A 24,223-nucleotide genomic window follows, 5' to 3' on the forward strand; every position below is an offset into this window, starting at 1 on the left:
AATAACCGGATTGCGGAGAGCGAAGCTGTCTCTCCTGCAAACGTGCAGCCTTAATTCGACATTTTACAAAAGGCAAACGTTTGCATTGCTGAAAAGAGTTCCAAACCAATAGCCGGTCCACCTAAAAAGACCGGCATAAAAAAGAGAACCAAAGGAGCTTCACCAATGAAATTGAGCAGCAAAGCGCTTCTGGCCCTGGCCATCAGCAGCATCACGGCAACCGCCTATGCTGAACCTGCAAGCCAGGAATTCGTACCGACCACGTTGGCCAGCGCCAACGCCCAGAGTGGAGCCAACGGCTTCATCGAGGATTTCAGCCTGGGCGGTCAAACGCGTAACTGGTATTCCAATGAGCAGAAGTACCGGGGCGGTACCTTCTCCTATCAGAAGCACGGTCAAACCGTTACCGACCGTCGCCGTGAAAACTGGGTTCAAGGCACCATCATCAACGCAACCTCGGGCTTTACCCAAGGCACCGTCGGCGTAAGCACCGAAGTGGCGGTGTACAACGCCCTGGTTCTGGACCGCAGCAAACGTGACATCAAAGGCGGTTCCAACCGCACCCTGGCTGACTCCAACGGCGATGCCGTAGACCAGTGGAGCAAGCTGGGCCTGGCCAACGTCAAGTTCCGCGTCTCGAACACCACCTTGACCGCCGGTCGCCAGAACTTCAGCAGCGGCATCGTCGACACCATCGGCAACCGTGCGCTGCCATCAAGCTTCCAGGGCGTAAGCATCGACAGCCAGGAATTCAGCAACCTGTCGTTCCAGGGCGGCATTTTTGACCGCGTCTCGCCGCGTACCGAACAGAGCCTGTCGAAATTCCGTACCGAATACGGCAATGGCGCCGAGACCGACAAGGTCTACACCGCCGGCTTGAACTACCAGCCGTTCAAAAGCCTGAAAACCAGCTTCTTCGGCGCCAACGTCAAGGACTTCTGGAACCAGTACTACTTCGGTGCCACCCACCAACTGGGTGATAGCCAAGAGCTGGCACTGACCACCGGTTTCAACTACTACAAAACCGTCGATGAAGGCAAAAAGCTGATGGGGGAAATCGACAACGATACCTTCTCCCTGTCCCTCGGCCTGGCTCACCAAGCCCACAGCCTGACCTTCTCCTACCAGGCCGTGAACGGTAACGAGTACTTCGACTACCTGCACGAAACCAACGGCATCTACCTGGCCAACTCCCTGACGTCCGACTTCAACGGCCCGAACGAGAAGTCCTTCCAGGTCGCCTACGCCATCAACATGGCCGAATACGGCGTACCGGGCCTGAAGTTCAACATCTACTCCGCTCGCGGCTGGGGCATCGACGGCACGCACTACACCGGTAACGGTGGCCGCGCGCAATTCGCCTACGATGGCATTCAGTCCCAGGACGGCGAGAAGCACCAGGAATACGGCGTCGGTGCCGGTTACGCGGTACAGAGCGGCCCGCTCAAGGAAACCGCGATCCGTGCCACCTACGTGGAACACCGTGGCAGCGCGAACCAGTCCGACGGCAGCATCAAAGAGTTCCGCCTGGTAACCACCATCCCGTTCAACATTCTTTAATCAGCACCAGGTAAACGGCGGGCTCGGGAAGAGCCTGCCGTCTACGTTTGTCTGGTCCCATCGATTGCAGAGGGCTCTTGATGAAAATGCTCCCGTTACAAGCTGCCATTGCCGCTGCGCTGTTGAGCGTTGCCATCGGCGTTTCGGCCAAGCCGCTGGTGGTCTGCACCGAAGCCAGCCCGGAAGGCTTCGATCCGGTCCTGTACACCACGGCCGTCACCGCCGACGCTGCCGCCGAAACCATGTTCAACCGCCTGGTGGACTTCAAGCCCGGTACCACCGAGATCGTGCCGGCACTTGCCAAGTCCTGGGATATCAGTGAGGACGGCCTGACCTACACCTTCCACCTGCGCGATGACGTCAAGTTCCACACCACCGCCTACTTCAAACCCACGCGTAACCTGAATGCCGACGACGTGCTCTGGAGCTTCCAGCGTCAACTGGACCCGAAACATCCGTGGCACAACAAATCCACCACCGGCTTTCCCTATTTCGAAAGCATGGGCTTCAAGGAACTGCTCAAAAGTGTCGAGAAGACTGATGACCACACCGTGGTCTTCACCCTGACACGCCCCGAAGCACCGTTCCTGGCCGATGTCGCAATGCCGTTTACCGCCATCCACTCCGCCGAATACGCTGACAAGCTGCTCGCCGCCGGCAAGACCGACGAACTCAACAGCAAGCCGATCGGCACCGGACCGTTCATCTTTACCCGCTACCAGAAAGACGCCCAAGTGCGCTTCAAGGCCAACCCGGAGTACTTCCGTGGCAAGCCGCCAGCCGACCCGCTGATCCTGGCCATCGCCGTCGACAACAATGTGCGCCTGCAGAAACTCAAGGCCAACGAATGCCAGATCGCGCTGTACCCAAAACCCGATGACCTGCCGAGCATCAAGCAAGACCCGAACCTGAAAGTCAGTGAACTGGCGGCCATGACCACCAGCTACACCGCCCTGAATACCACCCACAAGTACATGAGCGACGCCCGCGTGCGGCACGCGATCAACATCGCGTTCGACAAGGCCGGTTACACCGAGGTGCTGTACGGCAAAGGCAACGCGGTGGTAGGCACCGGCCCGTACCCGCCGACGCTGCTGGGCTTCAACGACAAGCTGAAGAACCCGCCCCGCGACCTGGACAAGGCTCGCGCCCTGCTCAAGGAAGCCGGCGTGCCCGAAGGCACCGAATTTACCTTGTTCACGCGCAACGGCGGCGGCCCGACCAACCCCAACCCGATGCTTGGCGCCCAGCGCATGCAAGCGGATTTGGCCGAAATTGGCCTGAAGGTCAACATCAAGGTCATGGAATGGGGCGAAATGCTCAAGCGCGCGAAAGCCGGCGAGCACGACATGGTTTCGGCGGGCTGGGCCGGGGACAACGGCGACCCGGATAACTTCCTCACGCCGAACCTGAGTTGCGACGCAGCAAAAAACGGCGAAAACTACGCCCGCTGGTGTAACGAAGAGTTCCAGGGGCTGATCGACAAGGCGCGCGCCATCGCTGAACCCGCACAGCGCGCCGCACTCTATGAACAAGCGCTGGACGTTTTCGACAAGGACCAACCGTGGATTCCCATGGCGTACCCGAAAATGTTCACGGCCATGCGCAAGAACGTCGAGGGTTATATCCAAAGCCCTCTGACCAACAATAACTTCGCCACCACCCAGGTGAAGTAATAAGAAACGCCCGGCACCCTCGACGTTGACGGTGCCGGACTTGCCTAACCGGCTGATTGAGGTACACAACACGATGTTTAGTTTTATTGCCCGCCGATTGGGGTTATTGATCCCCACGTTCTTCGGCATCACGTTGCTGACTTTTGCGTTGATTCGCATGATTCCCGGCGACCCCGTAGAAGTCATGATGGGCGAGCGCCGGGTTGACCCGGAAATGCACGCCCAGGCAATGGAACGCCTTGGCTTGAACAAACCGCTCTATGCGCAATATCTGGATTACGTCGGCAAACTCGCCCAGGGCGACCTCGGCGAATCCCTGCGTACCCGTACCAGCGTGTGGACCGAGTTCACCGCGCTGTTCCCCGCGACCCTGGAATTGTCCATGGCCGCGTTGTTGTTCGCCGGCATCCTTGGGCTATTGGCCGGGGTGATTGCGGCCTTGAAGCGAGGATCCCTGTTCGACCATGGGGTGATGGGCATCTCCCTGGCGGGATATTCGATGCCGATCTTCTGGTGGGGCCTGATCCTGATCATGTTCTTCTCCGTGAGCCTGGGCTGGACTCCGGTTTCCGGGCGTATCGACCTGCTCTATGACATCGAGCCGCGCACCGGCTTCATGCTGATCGACACGCTGCTGGCCGACGAGCCGGACGCGTTCTGGGATGCCCTGCACCACCTGATCCTGCCGGCCATCGTGCTCGGCACTATCCCGCTGGCGGTGATCGCGCGGATGACCCGTTCATCGATGCTCGAAGTCCTGCGCGAAGACTATATCCGCACCGCCAAGGCCAAAGGCCTGTCGCCGGCGCGCGTGGTGTTCGTCCACGGCCTGCGCAACGCGCTGATCCCGGTGCTGACCGTGGTCGGCCTGCAAGTCGGCACATTGCTGGCCGGCGCGGTCCTCACCGAAACCATTTTCTCCTGGCCCGGCATCGGCAAATGGCTGATCGAAGCCATTGGCGCACGGGACTATCCCGTGGTGCAGAACGGCATCCTGTTAATCGCCTGCCTGGTGATTCTGGTGAACTTCGTGGTGGACATCCTCTACGGCCTCGCCAACCCACGCATCCGTCATCAGCGCTGAGATCATCACCATGACCACACCTACTCCCGCGGTAGCAGTCGATCAAAGCCTGCTGTATCCGTCCCCGTACAAAGAATTCTGGCAAGCCTTCTCCAAGAACAAAGGCGCGGTTGCCGGCCTGTTGTTCATGAGCCTGATCGTGTTTTGCGCGATCTTCGCGCCTTGGGTCGCCCCGCATAACCCCAGCGAGCAATACCGTGATTTCCTGCTGACCCCGCCGTCATGGCTGGAAGGCGGGCAGATCCAGTTCCTGCTCGGCACCGACGAACTGGGCCGTGATTTGCTCTCGCGGCTGATCGAAGGCTCGCGCCTGTCGCTGCTGATCGGCCTGTCGTCGGTGGTGATGTCGCTGATCCCGGGGATCCTGCTGGGGCTGTTCGCCGGCTTCTTCCCGCGCCTGCTCGGCCCGACCATCATGCGCCTGATGGACATCATGCTGGCTCTGCCGTCGCTGCTGCTGGCGGTGGCCATCGTCGCGATCCTCGGCCCTGGCCTGATCAACACCGTGATTGCCATCGCTATCGTGTCCTTGCCGTCCTATGTGCGCCTGACCCGCGCCGCGGTGATGGGCGAATTGAACCGCGACTACGTGACCGCCGCCCGCCTCGCCGGTGCCGGCCTGCCACGCCTGATGTTCATCACCGTGCTGCCTAACTGCATGGCACCGCTGATCGTCCAGGCGACCTTGAGCTTTTCCTCGGCAATCCTCGATGCCGCCGCCCTTGGCTTCCTCGGCCTTGGCGTACAGCCGCCAACCCCGGAGTGGGGCACCATGCTGGCTTCGGCCCGTGACTACATCGAACGTGCCTGGTGGGTCGTGAGCCTGCCGGGCTTGACCATTTTGCTCAGCGTGCTGGCAATCAACCTGATGGGCGACGGCCTGCGCGATGCGCTGGATCCGAAACTCAAGAATGCCGCCTGAGGAGATTCCCATGTCACTGCTAGAAATCAAGAATCTCAATGTCCGCTTCGGCGACAAGACCGCCGTGCCGGTGGTCGATGGCCTCGACATCCGCGTCGACAAGGGCGAAGTCCTCGCGATCGTGGGCGAGTCGGGTTCGGGTAAATCCGTGACCATGATGGCGCTGATGGGCCTGATCGAGCACCCCGGTATCGTCACCGCCGACGCGCTGAACTTCGACGGCAAAGACATGCTCAAGTTGAGCAACCGCCAGCGCCGGCAGATTGTCGGTAAAGACCTGGCGATGGTCTTCCAGGACCCGATGACCGCGCTGAACCCGAGCTACACCGTGGGCTTCCAGATCGAAGAAGTCCTGCGCCTGCACCTGAAAATGTCTGGCAAGCAAGCACGAAAACGCGCCATCGAGCTGCTGGAAAAAGTCGAAATCCCTGGCGCCGCCAGCCGCATGGACGCCTACCCGCACCAGTTGTCGGGTGGGATGAGCCAACGCGTGGCAATCGCCATGGCGATTGCCGGCGAGCCCAAACTGTTGATCGCCGATGAACCGACCACTGCGCTGGACGTGACCATCCAGGCGCAGATCATGGAGCTGCTGCTGGCGCTGCAAAAAGAGCAGAACATGGGCCTGGTGCTGATTACCCACGACCTCGCCGTGGTCGCGGAAACCGCCCAACGTGTGTGTGTGATGTACGCCGGCCAGGCCGTGGAAGTCGGGCAAGTGCCGCAGTTGTTCGACATCCCGGCGCATCCGTACAGCGAAGCGCTGCTCAAGGCGATTCCAGAGCACAGCCTCGGCGCCACGCGCCTGGCCACGCTGCCGGGTATCGTTCCCGGTCGTTATGACCGCCCGCAGGGTTGCCTGCTGTCGCCGCGCTGCCCCTACGTGCGTGACAACTGCCGCACCGAGCGCCCAGCCCTCGATCCGAAAACCAACAGCCTTGCACGCTGCTTCTACCCCTTGAACCAGGAGGTGGCGTAATGGCCGTCGTTCTTACCGCCCGCGACCTGACCCGTCACTACGAAGTGTCCCGTGGCCTGTTCAAGGGCCACGCCACCGTGCGCGCCCTCAATGGTGTGTCCTTCGAGCTGGAAGCCGGCAAGACCCTCGCGGTCGTCGGCGAATCCGGGTGCGGCAAATCCACCCTGGCCCGGGCGCTGACACTGATTGAAGAACCGTCTTCAGGCTCGCTGAAAATCGCCGGCCAGGAAGTCGCCGGTGCCGACAAGGCCCAGCGCAAACAGCTGCGCAAAGACGTGCAGATGGTATTCCAGAGCCCGTACGCCTCGTTGAACCCGCGGCAGAAAGTCGGTGATCAACTGGGCGAGCCGCTGCTGATCAACACCAACCTGTCCGCCGCCGAGCGCCGCGAAAAAGTCCAGGCGATGATGAAGCAGGTTGGCCTGCGCCCCGAGCATTATCAGCGCTACCCGCACATGTTTTCCGGCGGCCAGCGCCAGCGCATCGCATTGGCCCGGGCGATGATGCTGCAACCCAAAGTGCTGGTGGCGGACGAACCGACCTCGGCGCTGGACGTGTCGATCCAGGCCCAGGTGCTCAACCTGTTCATGGATTTGCAGCAGGAATTCAACACCGCCTACGTGTTCATTTCCCACAACCTGGCGGTGGTGCAGCACGTCGCCGATGACGTGATGGTGATGTACCTCGGTCGGCCCGTGGAAGTGGGTCCGAAAGCAGACATCTACGCCCGCCCCTTGCACCCGTACACCCAGGCGCTGCTGTCGGCCACCCCGACCATTCACCCGGACCCGGACAAACCGAAGATCAAGATCGTCGGCGAGTTGCCCAACCCGCTGAACCCACCACCGGGATGCGCATTCCACAAGCGTTGCCCGTATGCCACCGAGCGGTGCAGCACCGAGGAGCCGCTGTTGCGGCCGTTGGATAACCGCCAGGTGGCCTGTCATTACGCCGAGCAATTTGTCATGTAAGGCCCTGTGGGAGCGGGCTTGCTCGCGATAGCATCACTGCGGTGTAACTGATGTACCGAGGTGCCTGCATCGCGAGCAAGCCCGCTCCCACACCAGCCCACTCCCACACAAGCCCCCTGCTACAGGGGAGTGCGGTGATACTGAGTTCTACAGCCCTTCCCGTCAGATTGCGCATCAGTCTGGCGGGGGGGCTTTTTTGCTCTTGCGGTAGGCACAAAGGTCAATGGCCAAAGTGTATAGTTTGTAAATGCAATTTACTTTTATTTGAGAATCAATACCATTCCGAGCCATGGAGCGCACCGGATATGGCTGTCGGCAAACGAAGACCTCGCTGCAGGAAGGCGACTCTGGTGCATCTCACTCAGTTGCCCCCTTCCCTAAAGGACTTTGCGGACATGTCGCCTCGATTCAGGCTTAGCCATTTCTCACTGGCGTTTATCGCCACCCTCTGCGCCCCCGCACTCCTGGCGGACACCCTGGAAAGAGAGCGAGACACAGTGCCGATAGAGGCTACAGAGCTGCCTGTCGACGGCACTTCCCAAGCGTTGGAGCTGGAAGAAACCCGTGTTCTGGGTACCGCTGCCGAAGAACTGAAACAAGCTCCCGGCGTGTCGATCATCACCGCCGAAGACATCAAGAAACGCCCACCGACCAACGATCTGTCAGACATCATTCGTCGCGAGCCCGGCGTCAACCTGACTGGCAACAGCTCCAGCGGCAGCCGTGGCAACAATCGCCAGATCGACCTGCGCGGCATGGGCCCGGAAAACACCCTGATCCTGATCGATGGCAAGCCCTCGACCTCACGCAACGCGGTGCGTTACGGCTGGAGCGGTGACCGGGACACCCGTGGCGAAACCAACTGGGTGCCGGCCGAAGAAGTCGAACGCATTGAAATCCTCCGTGGCCCGGCCGCTGCCCGCTACGGCTCGGGCGCCATGGGCGGGGTGATTAACATCATCACCAAACGCCCCACCGATCAGTTGCATGGCGCGCTGACAACCTACGTCTCGCTGCCCGAGGACGATGCCGAAGGCACGAGCAAACGTACCAACTTCAACCTCAGCGGCCCGTTGAGCGATAGCCTGGCGTTCCGGGTCTACGGCGGCCTGAACAAGACCGACGCCGACGACGCGACGATCAACCAGGCCCAACAGGCCACCGCCGACGGCTTGGTGGCCGGTCGCGAGGGCGTGCGCAACAAGGACGTCAACGGTTTGCTCAGTTGGCAGTTCAGTCCCGAGCAAACCCTGGACCTGGAAGCCAGCTACAGCCGTCAGGGCAACATCTTTGCCGGCGACACCATGCTCAACGGTGGCGGCGCATTCGTCGACAGCCTGGTGGGCAAGGAAACCAGCGTGATTCAGCGCAGCAGTTTTTCCGCCACGCACCGCGGCGAGTTTGACTGGGGCTCGACGCTGGCGTCGCTGTCCCACGACCTGACGCGCAACGAGCGTCTCAACGAAGGCCTCGCCGGTTCCGGCGAAGGCGCGCCGTCCGCCAACGCCGGCCGATTCGAGTCGCGTCTGCGCAACACCCGGGCCAGCGCCGAGGTTAACCTGCCGCTGAGCTTCGGCGCCGAGCAAGTGCTGACCCTGGGCAGCGAATACCTCTACGAATCGATGAACGATGCGGGCTCGCTACGCTCGCAGAGCTACGATCCCGGCACCGGCGGCGTTCCGAACATCCCGGGCTTCAACCGCAACAGCAGCAAAACCACCGCGTCGAGTTACGCGCTGTTCGCCGAAGACAACATCGAGGTGGGCAGCAACACCATCATCACGCCCGGCCTGCGCTTTGACGATCACCAAAAATACGGCGGCAACTGGAGCCCGAGCCTCAACGCCTCGCACCCGTTGACCGATGAACTGAGCCTCAAGGGCGGCATTGCCCGAGCCTACAAGACCCCCAACCTGTATCAGTCCAACCCCAACTATTTGCTATACAGCCGTGGCAACGGTTGCAACGCCGCTGAAGCCAACCTGGATGGTTGCTACCTGGTGGGCAATCCGGACCTGAAACCGGAAATCAGCGTCAACAAGGAAATCGGCCTGACGTTCGACAAGGGCAGCTGGCGTACCAGCGCGACCTACTTTCGCAATGACTACAAAAACAAGATCAACGCCAGCAACACGGCGGCGTTCCGCCTGAGCAACGGTCGCCGAGTGCTGGAGTGGGAAAACAGCGGACCCGCGCTGGTCCAGGGGATCGAAGGCAACCTGTTCATGCGTCTGCGCGACGACCTGGACTGGAATACCAACCTCACTTACATGATCGATTCCAAGGACAAGGACACCGGCGAGCCGCTGAGCGTCATCCCCAAATACACGCTCAACACCACGCTGGACTGGCAGGCCAGCGACCAACTCTCGTTCCAGGTCAGCGGGACCTACTACGGTAAACAGCACGCGCCAACCCTCAACTCACGCAGTGCCAACGACTATGATCGGACGGCCCAGCAGGATGTCGACCCGTACGGTTTGGTGGGCCTGAGCAGCGGCTATGAATTCAACGAGCACCTGAGCGTACGCCTGGGCATCAACAACCTGCTGGACAAGCGCCTGTACCGCAAAGGCAATGCCGACGACGCTGGCGCGCAAACCTACAACGAACCGGGCCGCGCCTATTTTGCTTCGGTGACGGCTTCGTTCTGAGGGTTGGGCGTTTTCGAGCGTTAAAAAATGCAGCGTTGACGGTGACGCCCCTCACCCTAACCCTCTCCCCAGGGGGCGAGGGGACCGAGCGAAGTGTGCTGAGATAATCGGCGACCTGGTAGTTCGAGTCGATTGTGGATTTACAGCTGAGCATGCCCATCATCGGTACACCGAAATGTGCGCAGATAATCTGCGATCTGAAATACCGCGTCGATTATGGATTCCCAACTGAACCCACCGGGCGCTGCATCAGCAGACAATCCATAATCGACTCGGACTACCAGGTCGCCAATTATCTCAGCACACTTCAGTCAGTCCCCTCTCCCCTTGGGGAGAGGGTTAGGGTGAGGGGTGGATCCCAAGACGGCCCCCAGCCTGATGGCCAACGCCCCCCGCTTCCCCCCACCAGCAAAAAAACCGCAAAAAAAAGGCGAAGCCATCACAGCTCCGCCTTTTTCTACCGCCAACCCTTAGTGATGCTCACGGGTCGCACGGAATTTCACGTCCGGCCAGCGCTCTTCCATCAGCGCCAGGTTGACCCGGGTCGGAGCCAGGTAGGTCAGGTGACCACCGCCGTCGACCGCGAGGTTTTCCACGGCCTTGTTGGAGAATTCCTCCAACTTCTTCTTGTCGCTGCAATCGATCCAGCGCGCGGAGTACACGGTGATTGGCTCGTAGGAGCATTCAACCTTGTATTCCTCTTTCAAGCGGCTGGCGACCACATCGAACTGCAGCACACCGACCGCGCCGAGGATGATGTCGTTGCTGCGCTCGGGGAAAAATACCTGGGTCGCGCCCTCTTCCGCCAATTGCTGCAGGCCCTGGCGCAATTGCTTGGATTTCAGCGGGTCGCGCAGGCGCACGCGGCGGAACAGTTCCGGGGCGAAGTGCGGGATGCCGGTGAAACCCAGGCTTTCACCTTCACTGAAGGTGTCACCGATCTGGATCGTGCCGTGGTTGTGCAGGCCGATGATGTCACCGGCGTAAGCCTCTTCCAGTTGCTCACGCTCGGAAGAGAAGAACGTCAAGGCGTCGCCGATGCGCACGTCCTTGCCGGTGCGCACGTGGCGCATCTTCATGCCTTTTTCGTATTTGCCGGAGCAGATCCGCATGAAGGCGATACGGTCGCGGTGCTTGGGGTCCATGTTTGCCTGGATCTTGAACACAAAACCGCTGAATTTCTCTTCGACCGGCTCGACCGTACGCTCGTTGGCGACCCGCGCCAGTGGGCGTGGGGCCCAGTCCACCACGGCGTCAAGCACATGGTCGACACCGAAGTTGCCCAAGGCGGTACCGAAGAACACTGGGGTCAACTGGCCGTCGAGAAACTCTTGCTGGTTGAATGCGTGACAGGCGCCCTGCACCAGCTCCAGTTGCTCGACAAAGCGCTCGTACTCGTCGCCCAGGTGCGCGCGGGCTTCGTCGGAGTCGAGTTTCTCGATGATCTTGGTTTCGGTGCGTTCATGACCGTGGCCGGCGGTGTAGACAATGATGTAGTCGTCGGCCAGGTGGTACACACCCTTGAAGTCGCGATAGCAACCGATCGGCCAAGTGATCGGCGCGGCCTTGATCTTCAGGACGGCTTCGATTTCATCCAGCAGTTCGATCGGATCGCGGATATCACGGTCGAGTTTGTTGATAAAGCTGACAATCGGCGTGTCGCGCAGACGGCAAACGTCCATCAGTGCGATGGTCCGTGGCTCAACGCCTTTACCACCGTCGAGGACCATCAGGGCCGAGTCCACTGCGGTCAGGGTGCGATAGGTATCTTCAGAGAAATCTTCGTGGCCCGGGGTGTCGAGCAGGTTGATCATGTGCTCGCGATACGGAAACTGCATGACCGACGTGGTAATGGAAATACCCCGCTGCTTCTCCATTTCCATCCAGTCGGAGGTGGCATGGCGGTCGGATTTGCGCGACTTCACCGTGCCGGCCACTGCGATCGCCTTGCCCATCAGCAAAAGCTTCTCGGTGATGGTGGTCTTACCGGCATCGGGGTGGGAAATAATGGCGAAAGTGCGGCGTTTCGCGACTTCGGCGGCCTGGTGGGTCATGGGAAATCGCCTGGCAGGTGAGTCAAAAAAGGGCGGCGAGTATAGCCTAAACCCAGCACACCGGACCACCGTTCACCCGGTTGGGGGTGGCTAAATACTGCCAAGTGTGGAACCTTTTAAAAGGTAGAGACGTCCACTCCCCCTGCTACCGCACTCGTAACAGGGGCTGAAAAATCAGCAAGTTAGCCTGACGAGGCTGCGCTCATGGCTCGATCTCATGCCGCTTTGCCGGTATTGACGAGCTGCATTTCGCGACCACATTCCGAGGCAGCCAGAAATGGCATGCCACGACGCAATGTGCTCGCCGACTGAAAATAGGAGTCCGCCTGTGGCTATTCGCTATGGCAAAGGGCTGATAGGGGGAGCGGTTGTCGTCGCCCTTCTGGCCCTGCTGGTCCACTGGATCGGCATCAACACGATCGAACTGTACCGCGACGATTTGTTGTTTTACCTGCAAGCTCACCTGATTCTCGTCCTTGTCTCCATGCTCGCTGCGCTGATTGTGGGGATTCCCGCCGGTATCCTGCTTAGCCGACCGAATATGGCCGCACGCGCAGAACGCTTCATGCAGATCTTCAATATCGGCAATACCGTTCCTCCCCTGGCCGTACTGGCCATCGCCCTCGGTGTCCTCGGCATCGGCAGCGGCCCCGCCATTTTTGCCCTGTTCCTCGCCTCCTTGCTGCCCATCGTGCGCAACACCTACGAAGGCCTGAAAAACGTCCAGGGTTCCCTCAAGGAAGCCGCCACCGGCATCGGCATGACCCCGCGCCAGGTGCTGTTTCGCGTCGAGTTGCCGAACGCCGTGCCGATCATCATCGGCGGTGTGCGCGTGGCGCTGGCGATCAACGTCGGTACCGCACCGCTGGCGTTCCTGATTGGCGCCAACAGCCTGGGCAGCCTGATTTTCCCCGGCATCGCCCTGAACAATCAGCCGCAACTGCTGCTCGGCGCCGCGTGCACCGCGTTGCTGGCGTTGCTGCTCGACGGCCTGGTGACCCTGGCCAGCCGTCTCTGGCTGGAACGTGGGCTGCGTCCGTCTTAAGGCTTGGCAAAGGAATCAACATGAAAAAACTGACTTTGATAGTGAGCTGCATCCTGCTGCTGGCCGGCGTTGCGCAAGCCGCTGAAAAACCGCAGATCCGCATCGGCGCCCGGGTGTTCACCGAACAGACCCTGCTGGCCGAAATCACCGCGCAGTACCTGCGAACCAAGGGTTATGCCCCGCATGTCACCGGCGGCCTGGGCAGCAACCTGGCGCGCAGTGCCCAGGAAAGCGGGCAACTGGATTTGCTCTGGGAGTACACCGGCGTGTCGCTGGTGGCTTACAACCATGTCGATGAAAAGCTCAACAGCGAACAGTCCTACGCTCGAGTAAAAGAACTCGACGCGAAAAAAGGCCTCGCCTGGCTATCGCCTTCGCGTTTCAGCAACACCTACGCGCTGGCCTTGCCGGAGAAGGTGGCCAAGCAATACCCGCATATCAACACCATCAGCGACCTGACCCAAGCGCTGGCCAAGGACACCCAAAAGAATCACCTGGTCGCCCTGGATACCGAATTCGCCAACCGCTCCGACGGCCTGGACGGCATGGTCAAGCTATACGACATGAACCTGTCCCGCGAAAACACGCGCCAGATGGACGCTGGCCTGGTCTACACCGCACTGCGCAATGGCCAGGTGTTTGCCGGTCTGGTGTACACCACCGACGGACGCCTCAGTGCTTTCAAACTGAAGTTGCTGGAAGACGACAAGCACTACTTCCCGGACTACACCGCCGCCCCGGTGATTCGCCAGGCCTACCTCGACGCCCATCCGCAACTGGCGGCCGAGCTCAAACCCCTGGCGGAACTGTTCGATGACGAAACCATGCGCCGGTTGAATGCACGGGTCGACGTCGATCATGAAAGCCCTTCCGCGGTTGCCGCCGACTTCCTGCGTCAACATTCGCTCAACTAATTAGAGGAGAAGACATGGAATTTCTGAACGCCTTTTCCCATCTCGATTGGGCCCTGGTCCTGCACTTGACCGGCCAACACATCACGCTGGTAGGCATCGCGGTAATCTTCGCGATTGTCGTTGGCGTGCCGTTGGGGGTGCTGATGACACGCTTCCCCACATTGGCCGGTCCACTGCAAGCCAGCGCCACCGTGCTGCTGACGGTGCCGTCCATCGCCCTGTTCGGCCTGCTGCTGCCGTTCTATTCCAAGTTCGGCCAGGGCCTGGGGCCATTGCCGGCAATCACCGCGGTGTTTCTCTACTCGCTGCTGCCGATCATGCGCAACACCTACCTGGCCCTGACCGGCGTGGAGCCGGGCATTCGCGAAGCCGCCCGCGGTATCGGCATGACCTTCGGCCAGCGCCTGCGCATGGTCGAGTTACCGATTGCGGTGCCGGTGATCCTCGCCGGTGTGCGCACCGCCGTGGTGATGAATATCGGCGTGATGACCATCGCCGCCACCATCGGCGCTGGCGGCCTGGGTGTACTGATTCTGGCTTCCATCAGCCGCAGCGACATGTCGATGCTGATCGTTGGCGCCGTGCTGGTCAGTCTCCTGGCGATCTTCGCCGACCTGCTTCTGCAATGGCTGCAACGCTCGCTGACTCCAAAAGGACTGCTCAAATGATCGAACTTCAAAACCTGACCAAGACTTTTCAAAGCAACGGCAAGACTGTTTCTGCCGTCAACGACGTAAGCCTGACCGTCAACGAAGGCGAGATTTGCGTATTCCTCGGCCCGTCGGGCTGCGGCAAGAGCACCACGCTGAAAATGATCAACCGCCTGATCAAGCCGACCTCGGGCAAGATTCTGATCAACGGCGAAGACACCACCGACCTGGATGAGGTGACCCTGCGTCGCAACATCGGCTACGTGATCCAGCAGATCGGCCTGTTCCCCAACATGACCATCGAGGAAAACATCGTGGTCGTGCCGAAACTGCTCGGCTGGGACAAGCAGAAATGCCACGACCGCGCCCGCGAGTTGATGAGCATGATCAAACTGGAACCCAAGCAATACCTGCATCGCTACCCGCGTGAACTGTCCGGCGGCCAGCAACAGCGCATCGGCGTGATCCGCGCCCTGGCGGCTGACGCCCCGTTGCTGCTGATGGACGAGCCGTTCGGCGCGGTCGACCCGATCAACCGCGAGATGATCCAGAACGAGTTCTTTGAAATGCAGCGCGCCTTGAACAAGACCGTGATCATGGTCAGCCACGACATTGACGAGGCGATCAAGCTCGGCGACAAGATCGCCATCTTCCGCGCCGGCAAACTGTTGCAGATCGATCACCCGGACACGCTGCTGGCGCACCCTGCCGACGAGTTCGTGAGCAACTTCGTCGGGCAGGACAGCACCCTCAAGCGCCTGCTGCTGGTGAAAGCCGAAGACGCGGCGGACAACGCGCCCTCGGTGAGCCCGGAAACTCCGGTGGCCGACGCCCTGGAATTGATGGACGAACATGACCGTCGCTACGTGGTGGTCACTTGCGCCGAGAACAAGGCGCTGGGCTATGTAAGACGTCGCGACCTGCACCGTCAGACCGGTACTTGCGGCCAATACCTGCGCGAGTTCAATGCCACCGCCGCGTTCGACGAGCACTTGCGCATCCTGCTGTCACGGATGTACGAGTTCAATCGCTCGTGGCTGCCGGTGATGGATGCCGAGCGGGTCTTCCTCGGGGAGGTCACCCAGGAGTCGATTGCCGAGTACCTGAGTTCCGGCAAGTCCCGTGGCGGCAAGACCAGCATCGTATCGCCCGCCGAAACCGCCCTGGCCTGATCCGACACCACTCGGTTAAAAACTGTGGGAGCGGGCTTGCTCGCGAAAGCGCTGTATCAGTCACTGAAATATTGACTGACAGGTCGCCTTCGCGAGCAAGCCCGCTCCCACATTTGGATCCCTGGTGTGTCAGTGAAATCCCACCCATTTGCCCCAACCGGGGAACATCATTCCGTCACACCTGTCGGTTACATAAGTAGCTGCACGCTATCGCGCGACGAACGCGTGCAAAAACGCGACATTTTTAGTTGATCCCTGGCCCATCAAGCCCTAAAGTTCGCGCCGAACGTCCATGCTGGAAACGATCCATCCGGCTCAAGTACTGACGACGAGACAGCAAGGCCAAGGGAAGCGTGATCCCGTGGCCTTTTTGCTTTCGGCGACATGCCTTGGGAAGTAGGCGAACCAAAGTGGGGATACGGAGGACGTTCATTTGCACCCATTGCTAATTTCAGTTTGCCCTTAGGAGTTCCCAGCATGTCGATCAACGTCGAAGATTATTTCGCGCGCGCCACCTTTGACAAAATGAAGGCGTTCGCCGACAAGCAAGAAACCCCGTTCGTGGTCATCGATACCGCGATGATCAGCCAGGCCTACGATGACCTGCGCGCCGGTTTCGAATTCGCCAAGGTGTACTACGCGGTCAAGGCCAACCCGGCGGTCGAGATCATTGACCTGCTGAAAGCCAAAGGCTCGAGCTTCGACATCGCCTCCATCTACGAGTTGGACAAGGTGATGGAACGTGGCGTCAGCGCCGACCGTATCAGCTACGGCAACACCATCAAGAAATCCAAGGACATCCGCTACTTCTACGAGAAGGGCGTGCGCCTGTTCTCCACCGACTCCGAAGCCGACCTGCGCAACATTGCCAAGGCCGCGCCGGGCTCGAAAGTCTATGTGCGTATTCTCACCGAAGGCTCGACCACGGCTGACTGGCCGTTGTCGCGCAAATTCGGCTGCCAGACCGACATGGCGATGGACCTGCTGATCCTGGCCCGCGACCTGGGCCTGGTGCCTTACGGCATCTCGTTCCACGTCGGCTCGCAACAGCGCGACATCAGCGTCTGGGACGCCGCCATCGCCAAGGTAAAAGTGATCTTCGAGCGTCTGAAAGAAGAAGACGGCATCCACCTGAAGCTGATCAACATGGGCGGCGGCTTCCCGGCCAACTACATCACCCGCACCAACACCTTGGAAACCTACGCCGAGGAAATCATCCGCTTCCTCAAGGAAGACTTCGGCGACGACCTGCCGGAAATCATCCTGGAACCGGGCCGTTCGTTGATTGCCAACGCCGGTATCCTGGTCAGTGAAGTGGTGCTGGTGGCACGTAAATCCCGCACCGCCGTCGAGCGCTGGGTGTACACGGATGTGGGCAAGTTCTCCGGCCTGATCGAAACCATGGACGAAGCCATCAAGTTCCCGATCTGGACCGAGAAGAAAGGTGAGATGGAAGAAGTGGTCATCGCCGGTCCTACCTGTGACAGCGCCGACATCATGTACGAAAACTACAAGTACGGCCTGCCGCTGAACCTGGCCATCGGTGATCGTCTGTATTGGTTGTCCACCGGCGCCTACACCACCAGCTACAGCGCGGTTGAGTTCAATGGCTTCCCGCCGCTGAAATCTTTCTACGTGTAAGCGCAACGCCACGCTGCAAGAAAAAAAGCCCGTGATCTTCACGGGCTTTTTGTACCTGCTTAACGCAAAAGCCCCGCGCATCGGATGCCCGGGGCTTTTGTGTGTAAAAAAGAACGTTTCTCGACAACTCACGGCATAATGCGCGCCGTGAAATGTCATCCAGATCAGCGAGGCGCTCCGACGTGTTGAAGAAAACCCTATTTCAGTTGCACTGGTTTTTCGGCATTAGCGCCGGGCTGGTGTTGGCCTTGATGGGGATCACCGGAGCCTCGGTCTCGTTTCAGGATGAAATTCTGCGGGCGCTCAATCCGACGGTGTTGACCGTCGAAAAACGTCCCGCTGGCGTACTGCCGCCCGCCGAACTGGTGCGCACGCTTGAAGCCAGCGAAGGCAAGACCGTGTCCATGCTGTGGGTGGAAAGCGAGAGCAGCAACGCCGCCCGGGTATTGTTCACGCCGCCACCGGGTGAACGCCGGGGTCAGATGCGCTACTTCGATCCGTACACCGGCGACTACATGGGTGACGCCGTGGGCCAGGACGTCTTCGACTTCCTGCTGCAACTGCACCGTTTTCTGGCGATGGGCGAAACCGGCCAACGCATCACCGGCGCCTGTACGCTGATCCTGATTTTCTTCTGCCTGTCCGGGCTGTATCTGCGCTGGCCGCGCCAAGTGGCAAGCTGGCGCGCCTGGCTGACGCTGGACTGGCGCAAAAAAGGCCGTAGCTTCAACTGGGACCTGCACTCGGTGTTCGGCACCTGGTGCTTGTTGTTCTACCTGCTCGCCGCACTCACTGGCCTGTCCTGGTCCTACGAGTGGTACAGCAAAGGCCTGACCCGATTGCTGTCGGACGCCCCGCAAAGCGAACGGGTACGCCAGCGCGGTCCGGCACCTGCGGGCCCCGCGCCCACCGCCAACTACGAGGCGATGTGGAGCAGCATCTACAGCAACGCCGGCCCGGACTTGAGTGCCTACAACATCCGCATGCCAGCCGTCGCCGGACAACCGGCCACGGTCTACTACCTGCTGCAGAACTCGCCGCATAACCTTGCGCGCAACCAGCTCAACCTCGATCCGGCCACCGGCGACGTCAACAGCCATGCCCGCTACGCCGAAAAAAGCCTCAAGGCGCAGTTGCTGACCAGCCTCTACGCGCTGCATGTCGGCAGCTATTTTGGTCTGCCCGGCAGGATCATCGTCACTCTTGCCTCGCTGTGCATGCCGCTGTTCTTTATTACCGGCTGGCTGCTGTACCTGGATCGCCGTCGCAAAAAACGTCAGGTTCGCGATGCGCGCGAAGGCCTCGCAGAGAACCACAGCAGTGCGCCGGCCTGGTTGATCGGGTTCGCCAGCCAAAGCGGCTTTGCCGAACAACTGGCCTGGCAAACCGCCGGGCAATTACAAGCCGCCGGGCTGCCGGTGAAGGTGCAATCGCTTGGCTCCGTCAGCGAGGACGACTTGCGTCAGTCGGCACATGCACTGTTTGTCGTCAGTACCTTCGGCGATGGTCAGGCGCCTGACAATGCTCGCGGGTTTGAACGCAACATGTTGGGCCGCGACCTGCCGCTCAAAGACTTGAGTTATTCGGTGCTGGCCTTGGGGGATCGCCAATATGAGCACTTCTGCGGTTTTGCCCGACGCCTGCATTTCTGGCTGATCAATCAAGGCGGCAACGCGCTGTTCGCGCCGATTGAAGTCGACAGCGGGGACCAAGACGCCCTGCTGCACTGGCAACACCAGTTGAGCCAAATCACCGGCCATGCGCCGACGGCGGCATGGGCCGGCGCCCGTTACGAAAGCTGGACGTTGAGCCAACGTACCTTGCTCAATCCCGACAGCAGTGGCTCGGGTGTTTACCTGCTCGGGCTTACGCCACCAGGCCCACGGGACTGGCTGGCAGGAGACCTGGTGGAAGTCCTGCCGCGTAATGGTTCCCAGGCCATCGAAGGTTTTCTCGCAGGCCTGGGCATCGCCGACAGTGACACAGTGGTGATCGATGGCCTGGCCCAGAGCCTCGAATACGCCCTGGCCAGCCGCCAGTTACCGGGCAACCGCGCGCATTTGGTCGGCCTGCACGCCCAAGCGCTGGTGGATGCGCTGGTGCCGTTGGGCATGCGCGAATACTCCATCGCTTCGATTGCCAGCGAGGGTGTGTTGGAGCTGATCGTACGCCAGGAGCGTCATGCCGACGGCAGCCTGGGCCTGGCCTCGGGCTGGCTCACCGAACAGGCGCCAGTGGGTTCAGCGATCAGCCTGAAGCTGCGGCGTAATAGCGGTTTCCACCTGCCCGCTGAGCCCGTGCCATTGATTCTGCTCGGCAACGGCACCGGCCTCGCCGGCTTGCGCAGCCTGCTCAAGGCACGGATTGCCGACGGCCAGCAGCGTAACTGGCTGTTGTTCGGCGAACGTAACATCGCCCATGACTACCTCTGCCAGGATCAACTGCAAGGCTGGCTGTCCAGCGGTGACCTTGCGTTGCTGGACCTGGCGTTCAGCCGCGATCAAGCGGAGAAGATTTACGTTCAGGATCGTTTGCGTGAATCTGCCGAAGTGCTGCGCAAATGGCTGGCGGAAGGCGCGGCGATCTATGTCTGCGGGAGTTTGCAGGGGATGGCGAATGGGGTGGACCAGGCCCTTGTGGATATTCTGGGTAGCGAGGCCGTGGAACGACTGATTGAGCAAGGGCGCTATCGGCGGGATGTGTACTGACCTCCCCCCTCACCCTAACCCTCTCCCCAAGGGGCGAGGGAACTGACCGAAGTGTGCGAAGAAATTTCGCGACCTGAAAGTCCGAGTCGATGATGGATTCAACACCGCCTGCAAACATCCTCTTACTATTGAGACCGGGGACATCGTTTACACCTTTACTGGCTCGATACGCGCAGACGATCAATGATTTGCGTGGATCCTCGGTCGCGGGGCTGACGCCGTAACGCTGGCTCAATGGGCGCTTTTTGTACCCGGTTTGTACCTACCCTAACCCTCTCACCAGAGGGGCGAGGGAACTGACCGAGGTGTGCGAAGAAATTTCGCGACCTGAAAGACCGAGACGGTTAAGGATTCAGCGCAGTACGTTCAGGTCGATGTATGTTTCAAACATCCCCCAATCGGCCCCCTCTACCCTCTGGGGAGAGGGTTGGGGTGAGGGGGGCGATTTCAGCCAGTTCCATAATCCCGACTACACTCAAATCTCGCCTAAACTTCACAAGGACCGTGAAGCATGCCAACCCGCCCCACTCCCAACCAACGCCAGTTCGCCAAACACCTGCGCACCCATCAGACCGACTGTGAACAACGTCTCTGGCAACAACTGCGTTCCCGCCAAATCGCCAATCTCAAGTTTCGCCGCCAGGTGCCCTGCCCGCCTTACATCCTCGATTTCTACTGCGTCGAGAAAAAACTCGCGATAGAACTGGACGGCGGTCAACATTACGATCCACTGCACATCACCTATGACCAACGCAGGACCCACTATCTGCACCAGCAAGGCATCCAGTTACTGCGCTTCAGCAATCTGCAAATCCTGCAGCAAATGAACGCCGTCCTCGAACAGATCCTGCACACCGTCACACCGGCTGCAGCTTCTGCTCAAACACCGAGACCCCATCCAGATCGCGCAAAATAACCGTCAACTCCGCCGTCTGCCCGTCGATCTGCACTTCACCGAAGAACTGAAACCCGGCAAACGGCGAGGTGTTTTGCGCCGGTGGGGCTTTCTCGAATACCACCTCCGGACCAAAGGTTTTATCCAACGGATTAGGCCCAAAGCTGCCGGCGTTCAACGGCCCGGCGACGAACTCCCAGAACGGTTCAAAGTCTTGAAACGCCGCACGCTCCGGGTGGTAGTGATGCGCGGCGCAATAATGCACGTCGGCGGTCAACCACACATAGTTACGCACTTCCTGCGCCCTCAAGAACCCCAGCAGTTCGGCGATTTCCAGCTCGCGGCCCTGGGCCGGGCCCGGGTCACCGTTGGCGACCGCTTCCCAGCGCGGCACGCCGGGGCTGACTTCGCCATCGGGCACACCCAGGCCGATCGGCATGTCGGCGGCGATCACCTTCCACTGGGCTTTGGAGGCCTTGAGTTCGCGCTTGAGCCAGTCCAGTTGCGCGCGCCCCAGGAAGGGTTTGGCAGCGCCAAGATTATCGTCGTTGGCGGTGCGGTAGCTGCGCATGTCGAGCACGAACACGTCCAGCAACGGCCCATAACTGAGCTTGCGATAAATGCGCCCGCCCTGGTCGGCGCTCTGCAAGCGCATCGGCGCGTATTCCAGCCAGGCCTGGCGCGCGCGGCCGACCAAGGTGTTGATGTCCTTGGTCTGGTAACGCTCATCCAGTTGCTTGCCGGGCGACCAGTTATTGATCACTTCATGATCGTCCCACTGCCAGATCTGCGGTACTTCGGCGTTGAAACGCCGGAGATTGTCGTCCATCAGGTTGTAGCGGTAGTTGCCACGATATTCATCCAGGGTTTCGGCGACTTTGCTTTTGGCTTCGGTGGTGAGGTTGCGCCAGATGCGCCCGCCTTCGGTGGGCAGTTCGGCCGGCACCGGACCGTCGGCGTAGATGGTGTCGCCACTGTGGATAAAAAAGTCCGGCAGGCGCAGGCGCATGGCTTCGTAGATGCGCATGCCCCCGATGTCCGGGTTGATACCGAAACCTTGGCCGACGGTGTCGCCACTCCAGACAAAACGGATATCGCGGCGCTGTTGCGGCACGCTGCGCAGGTGGCCGAACCAGGGTTCGCTGGCCACGCCGGTCTGGGCATCTTCGAAATACACGCGGTAGAAAATCGCCTGGTCAGCGGGCAATCCGCTGAGTTCGACGCGGGCGGTGAAGTCACTGCGGCTGTCTGCCAGGGGCGAAACTGCCTTGCGCGGGTTGCTGAATACACTGCGTGTGTCCCACTCCACGACCATGCGTGCCGGGCGGTCGCTGCGGCTCCAGATCATCGCCCGATCACCCAGCAAGTCGCCCGACTGCACACCGTCGGTGAGTTGCGGCCGGTCCTTGACCGAGGCAATCACCGCCGGTGCCAGGCCTGGCAGCAACAGGCCGGCACCCACGACTTGCATTACGCGGCGGCGGCCGAGATCAAAGTGGCTCATGCAGTTTCCCTCGATGGATCAAAAGAGAAACTTAAGCATGCGCCGATGAAGCGGATGTGACAGTGCTCAGGCGTTGGCCGGGGCGACGCCCAGCTCGACCGCTTCAGGACGCTTGATCAAGGCATACACCAACCCGGTCAACAGGCTGCCGGCGACAATCGCCAGCAAATACAACAGCGCATGATTGATCGCATTCGGGATCAGCATCACAAACAAGCCGCCGTGGGGCGCCATCAGCTTGCAGCCGAAATACATCGACAACGCCCCGGTGAGTGCGCCCCCGGCAATGCTCGCCGGGATCACCCGCAACGGGTCCTTGGCGGCAAACGGAATCGCGCCTTCGGAGATAAAGCACATTCCCAGGATCAGCGCAGCCTTGCCGGCTTCACGTTCGGTCTGGGCAAACTTGCGCCGTGCCAGAAAGGTGGCGATGCCCATGCCAATCGGCGGCACCATGCCGGCGGCCATGGTGGCGGCCATCGGCGCGCCACTCTGGGCCGCCAGCAAGCCCACGGAAAACGCATAGGCCGCCTTGTTGATCGGCCCGCCCAGGTCGACGCACATCATCCCGCCCAACAGGATACCCAGCAGCACCGCATTGGCCGTACCCATGTTGCTGAGGAAATCCGTCAGGCCGACGAGCATCTTCGCCACCGGCGGCCCCACCAGATAAATCATCGCCAGGCCGGTGAACAAGCTCGCCAGCAACGGGATGATCAGGATTGGCTTGAGCGCTTCCAGACTCTGCGGCAAACGCACCGCGCGGGTGATCAGTTTCACGCAGTAGCCAGCCAGGAAACCGGCGAGGATCCCGCCGATAAACCCCGCGCCCAGGGTGCTGGCCAGCAGGCCACCAATCATCCCGGGCGCCAGGCCGGGACGGTCGGCAATCGAGTAGGCGATATACCCCGCCAGCAACGGCACCATCAACATGAAGGCCTGGTCGCCGACGCTTTTCAACGCCGCCGCCAACGTGCCTGGTTCTTCAAAGGCATGAATGCCGAAGACAAACGACAGGGCGATCAACAGACCACCGGCCACCACCATCGGCAACATGTACGACACGCCGGTCAGCAGGTGCTTGTAGACGCCGGTTTTCTCGGATTTGGCCGGCGCACCGCTGGCTGCGCTTTCCTGCACACCCTCGGCGAGGGCTTTATTAAGGATCGCTTCCGATTGCTTGAGCGCAACCCCGGTGCCACAGCGGTAGATTTTCTTGCCGGCAAACCGCTCGGTGGCCACATCGATATCCGCCGCCAGCAGTACCACGTCGGCATCGCGGATGGCCTGCGGACTCAAGGGCGTACGGGCGCCCACGGAGCCTTGGGTTTCCACCTGCAAGTCATAACCCAGGCGCTTGGCGGTTTGTTGCAAGGCCTCGGCGGCCATGAAGGTGTGCGCCACGCCCGTCGGACAGGCGGTGATTGCCACGATGCGTGGTGCAGTGCGCGCAGCGTGCGGCGCTTGGGAAGCGACGTAGACTTGCGCTTCATCGGCGCCTCGACGCAGCACCGCCTCAACGTCCTGCAGCGCCTGCGCCGGGGTGCTCTGGAATACTCGCTTGCCGACAAAACGCTGCATATCCACCGGCGTGCTGCTGACCAGCAAGACCCATTCGGCGGCGTCAATCGTGGCCTGCGACAACTCACGCTCGGGATGCTGGGCGTCCACCACCTCGACGCTGGTGCTCCAACCCTGGCGCTGCGCGGCAGCGTCCAACAAGCGGGCGCACAGCACACTGGTGACCATGCCGTTGGGACAGGCGGTAACTATGGCTAAATTCATCACAAACCC

General features: G+C 60.6%; 17 protein-coding genes. 14 read left to right on the forward strand and 3 right to left on the reverse strand.

The genetic code is table 11. From position 1 onward, the window contains the following. Positions 1-165: 165 nt before the first annotated feature. The 7 genes from AC6CIA_RS03235 to AC6CIA_RS03265 all read left to right on the forward strand — a co-directional run bounded on the left by AC6CIA_RS03235 (position 166) and on the right by AC6CIA_RS03265 (position 9,846). Positions 166-1,560, forward strand: coding sequence for an OprD family porin (locus AC6CIA_RS03235; protein ID WP_498310591.1), 1,395 nt, complete (start codon positions 166-168; stop codon positions 1,558-1,560). 80 nt (positions 1,561-1,640) lie between these two features. Continuing rightward, the gene (locus AC6CIA_RS03240; protein ID WP_339528953.1) at positions 1,641-3,236 is read left to right on the forward strand and encodes an ABC transporter substrate-binding protein; all 1,596 of its coding nucleotides are present in this window, start codon (positions 1,641-1,643) and stop codon (positions 3,234-3,236) included. A 73-nt stretch (positions 3,237-3,309) separates the two neighbouring features. Continuing rightward, positions 3,310-4,320 (forward strand): ABC transporter permease subunit, encoded by a 1,011-nt coding sequence (locus AC6CIA_RS03245; RefSeq protein ID WP_339528954.1) that lies wholly within the window; start codon positions 3,310-3,312, stop codon positions 4,318-4,320. 10 nt (positions 4,321-4,330) lie between these two features. Then, on the forward strand, positions 4,331-5,242 hold the full coding sequence (locus tag AC6CIA_RS03250; RefSeq protein ID WP_339528955.1) for an ABC transporter permease subunit: 912 nt from the start codon (positions 4,331-4,333) through the stop codon (positions 5,240-5,242). 10 nt (positions 5,243-5,252) lie between these two features. After that, the gene (locus AC6CIA_RS03255) at positions 5,253-6,221 is read left to right on the forward strand and encodes an ABC transporter ATP-binding protein (protein WP_498310593.1); all 969 of its coding nucleotides are present in this window, start codon (positions 5,253-5,255) and stop codon (positions 6,219-6,221) included. After that, on the forward strand, positions 6,221-7,192 hold the full coding sequence (locus AC6CIA_RS03260) for a peptide ABC transporter ATP-binding protein (protein ID WP_339528957.1): 972 nt from the start codon (positions 6,221-6,223) through the stop codon (positions 7,190-7,192). Before AC6CIA_RS03255 ends, AC6CIA_RS03260 begins: the two co-directional genes overlap by 1 nt. Before the next feature lie 395 nt (positions 7,193-7,587). Continuing rightward, positions 7,588-9,846, forward strand: a complete 2,259-nt coding sequence (locus AC6CIA_RS03265; protein ID WP_498310594.1) for a TonB-dependent siderophore receptor — start codon at positions 7,588-7,590, stop codon at positions 9,844-9,846. A gap of 470 nt (positions 9,847-10,316) precedes the next feature. Here AC6CIA_RS03265 and AC6CIA_RS03270 read toward each other — a convergent pair whose 3' ends face one another. After that, positions 10,317-11,900, reverse strand: coding sequence for a peptide chain release factor 3 (locus tag AC6CIA_RS03270; RefSeq protein WP_339528959.1), 1,584 nt, complete (start codon positions 11,898-11,900; stop codon positions 10,317-10,319). Positions 11,901-12,195: 295 nt separating this feature from the next. Here AC6CIA_RS03270 and AC6CIA_RS03275 point away from each other — a divergent pair, with 295 nt between their 5' ends. The 7 genes from AC6CIA_RS03275 to AC6CIA_RS03305 all read left to right on the forward strand — a co-directional run bounded on the left by AC6CIA_RS03275 (position 12,196) and on the right by AC6CIA_RS03305 (position 20,946). Then, positions 12,196-12,945, forward strand: coding sequence for an ABC transporter permease (locus tag AC6CIA_RS03275; protein ID WP_498310843.1), 750 nt, complete (start codon positions 12,196-12,198; stop codon positions 12,943-12,945). A gap of 20 nt (positions 12,946-12,965) precedes the next feature. Further along, entirely contained in the window at positions 12,966-13,859 is an 894-nt protein-coding gene (locus AC6CIA_RS03280) for a glycine betaine ABC transporter substrate-binding protein (protein ID WP_498310595.1), read from the forward strand. 14 nt (positions 13,860-13,873) lie between these two features. Then, a complete protein-coding gene (locus tag AC6CIA_RS03285) occupies positions 13,874-14,527 on the forward strand; it encodes an ABC transporter permease (RefSeq protein WP_498310596.1) in 654 nt (217 codons plus the stop codon). Continuing rightward, positions 14,524-15,681, forward strand: coding sequence for an osmoprotectant ABC transporter ATP-binding protein OsmV (locus AC6CIA_RS03290; RefSeq protein WP_084376356.1), 1,158 nt, complete (start codon positions 14,524-14,526; stop codon positions 15,679-15,681). Before AC6CIA_RS03285 ends, AC6CIA_RS03290 begins: the two co-directional genes overlap by 4 nt. A 477-nt stretch (positions 15,682-16,158) precedes the next feature. Next, positions 16,159-17,322, forward strand: a complete 1,164-nt coding sequence (locus AC6CIA_RS03295; protein WP_498310597.1) for a type III PLP-dependent enzyme — start codon at positions 16,159-16,161, stop codon at positions 17,320-17,322. A gap of 182 nt (positions 17,323-17,504) precedes the next feature. Continuing rightward, positions 17,505-20,030 (forward strand): PepSY domain-containing protein, encoded by a 2,526-nt coding sequence (locus AC6CIA_RS03300; RefSeq protein WP_498310598.1) that lies wholly within the window; start codon positions 17,505-17,507, stop codon positions 20,028-20,030. A 511-nt stretch (positions 20,031-20,541) separates the two neighbouring features. Next, on the forward strand, positions 20,542-20,946 hold the full coding sequence (locus AC6CIA_RS03305) for an endonuclease domain-containing protein (protein WP_498310600.1): 405 nt from the start codon (positions 20,542-20,544) through the stop codon (positions 20,944-20,946). Here the strand turns inward: AC6CIA_RS03305 and AC6CIA_RS03310 are convergent. Together AC6CIA_RS03310 and AC6CIA_RS03315 are read right to left on the reverse strand one after the other, a co-directional pair. After that, positions 20,888-22,429 (reverse strand): alkaline phosphatase D family protein, encoded by a 1,542-nt coding sequence (locus tag AC6CIA_RS03310; protein ID WP_498310601.1) that lies wholly within the window; start codon positions 22,427-22,429, stop codon positions 20,888-20,890. The genes AC6CIA_RS03305 and AC6CIA_RS03310 overlap by 59 nt on opposite strands. Positions 22,430-22,495: 66 nt before the next feature. Then, on the reverse strand, positions 22,496-24,214 hold the full coding sequence (locus AC6CIA_RS03315) for a PTS fructose-like transporter subunit IIB (protein ID WP_498310602.1): 1,719 nt from the start codon (positions 24,212-24,214) through the stop codon (positions 22,496-22,498). Positions 24,215-24,223: the final 9 nt, after the last annotated feature.

Source organism: Pseudomonas sp. GQ91 (genome assembly GCF_059758795.1).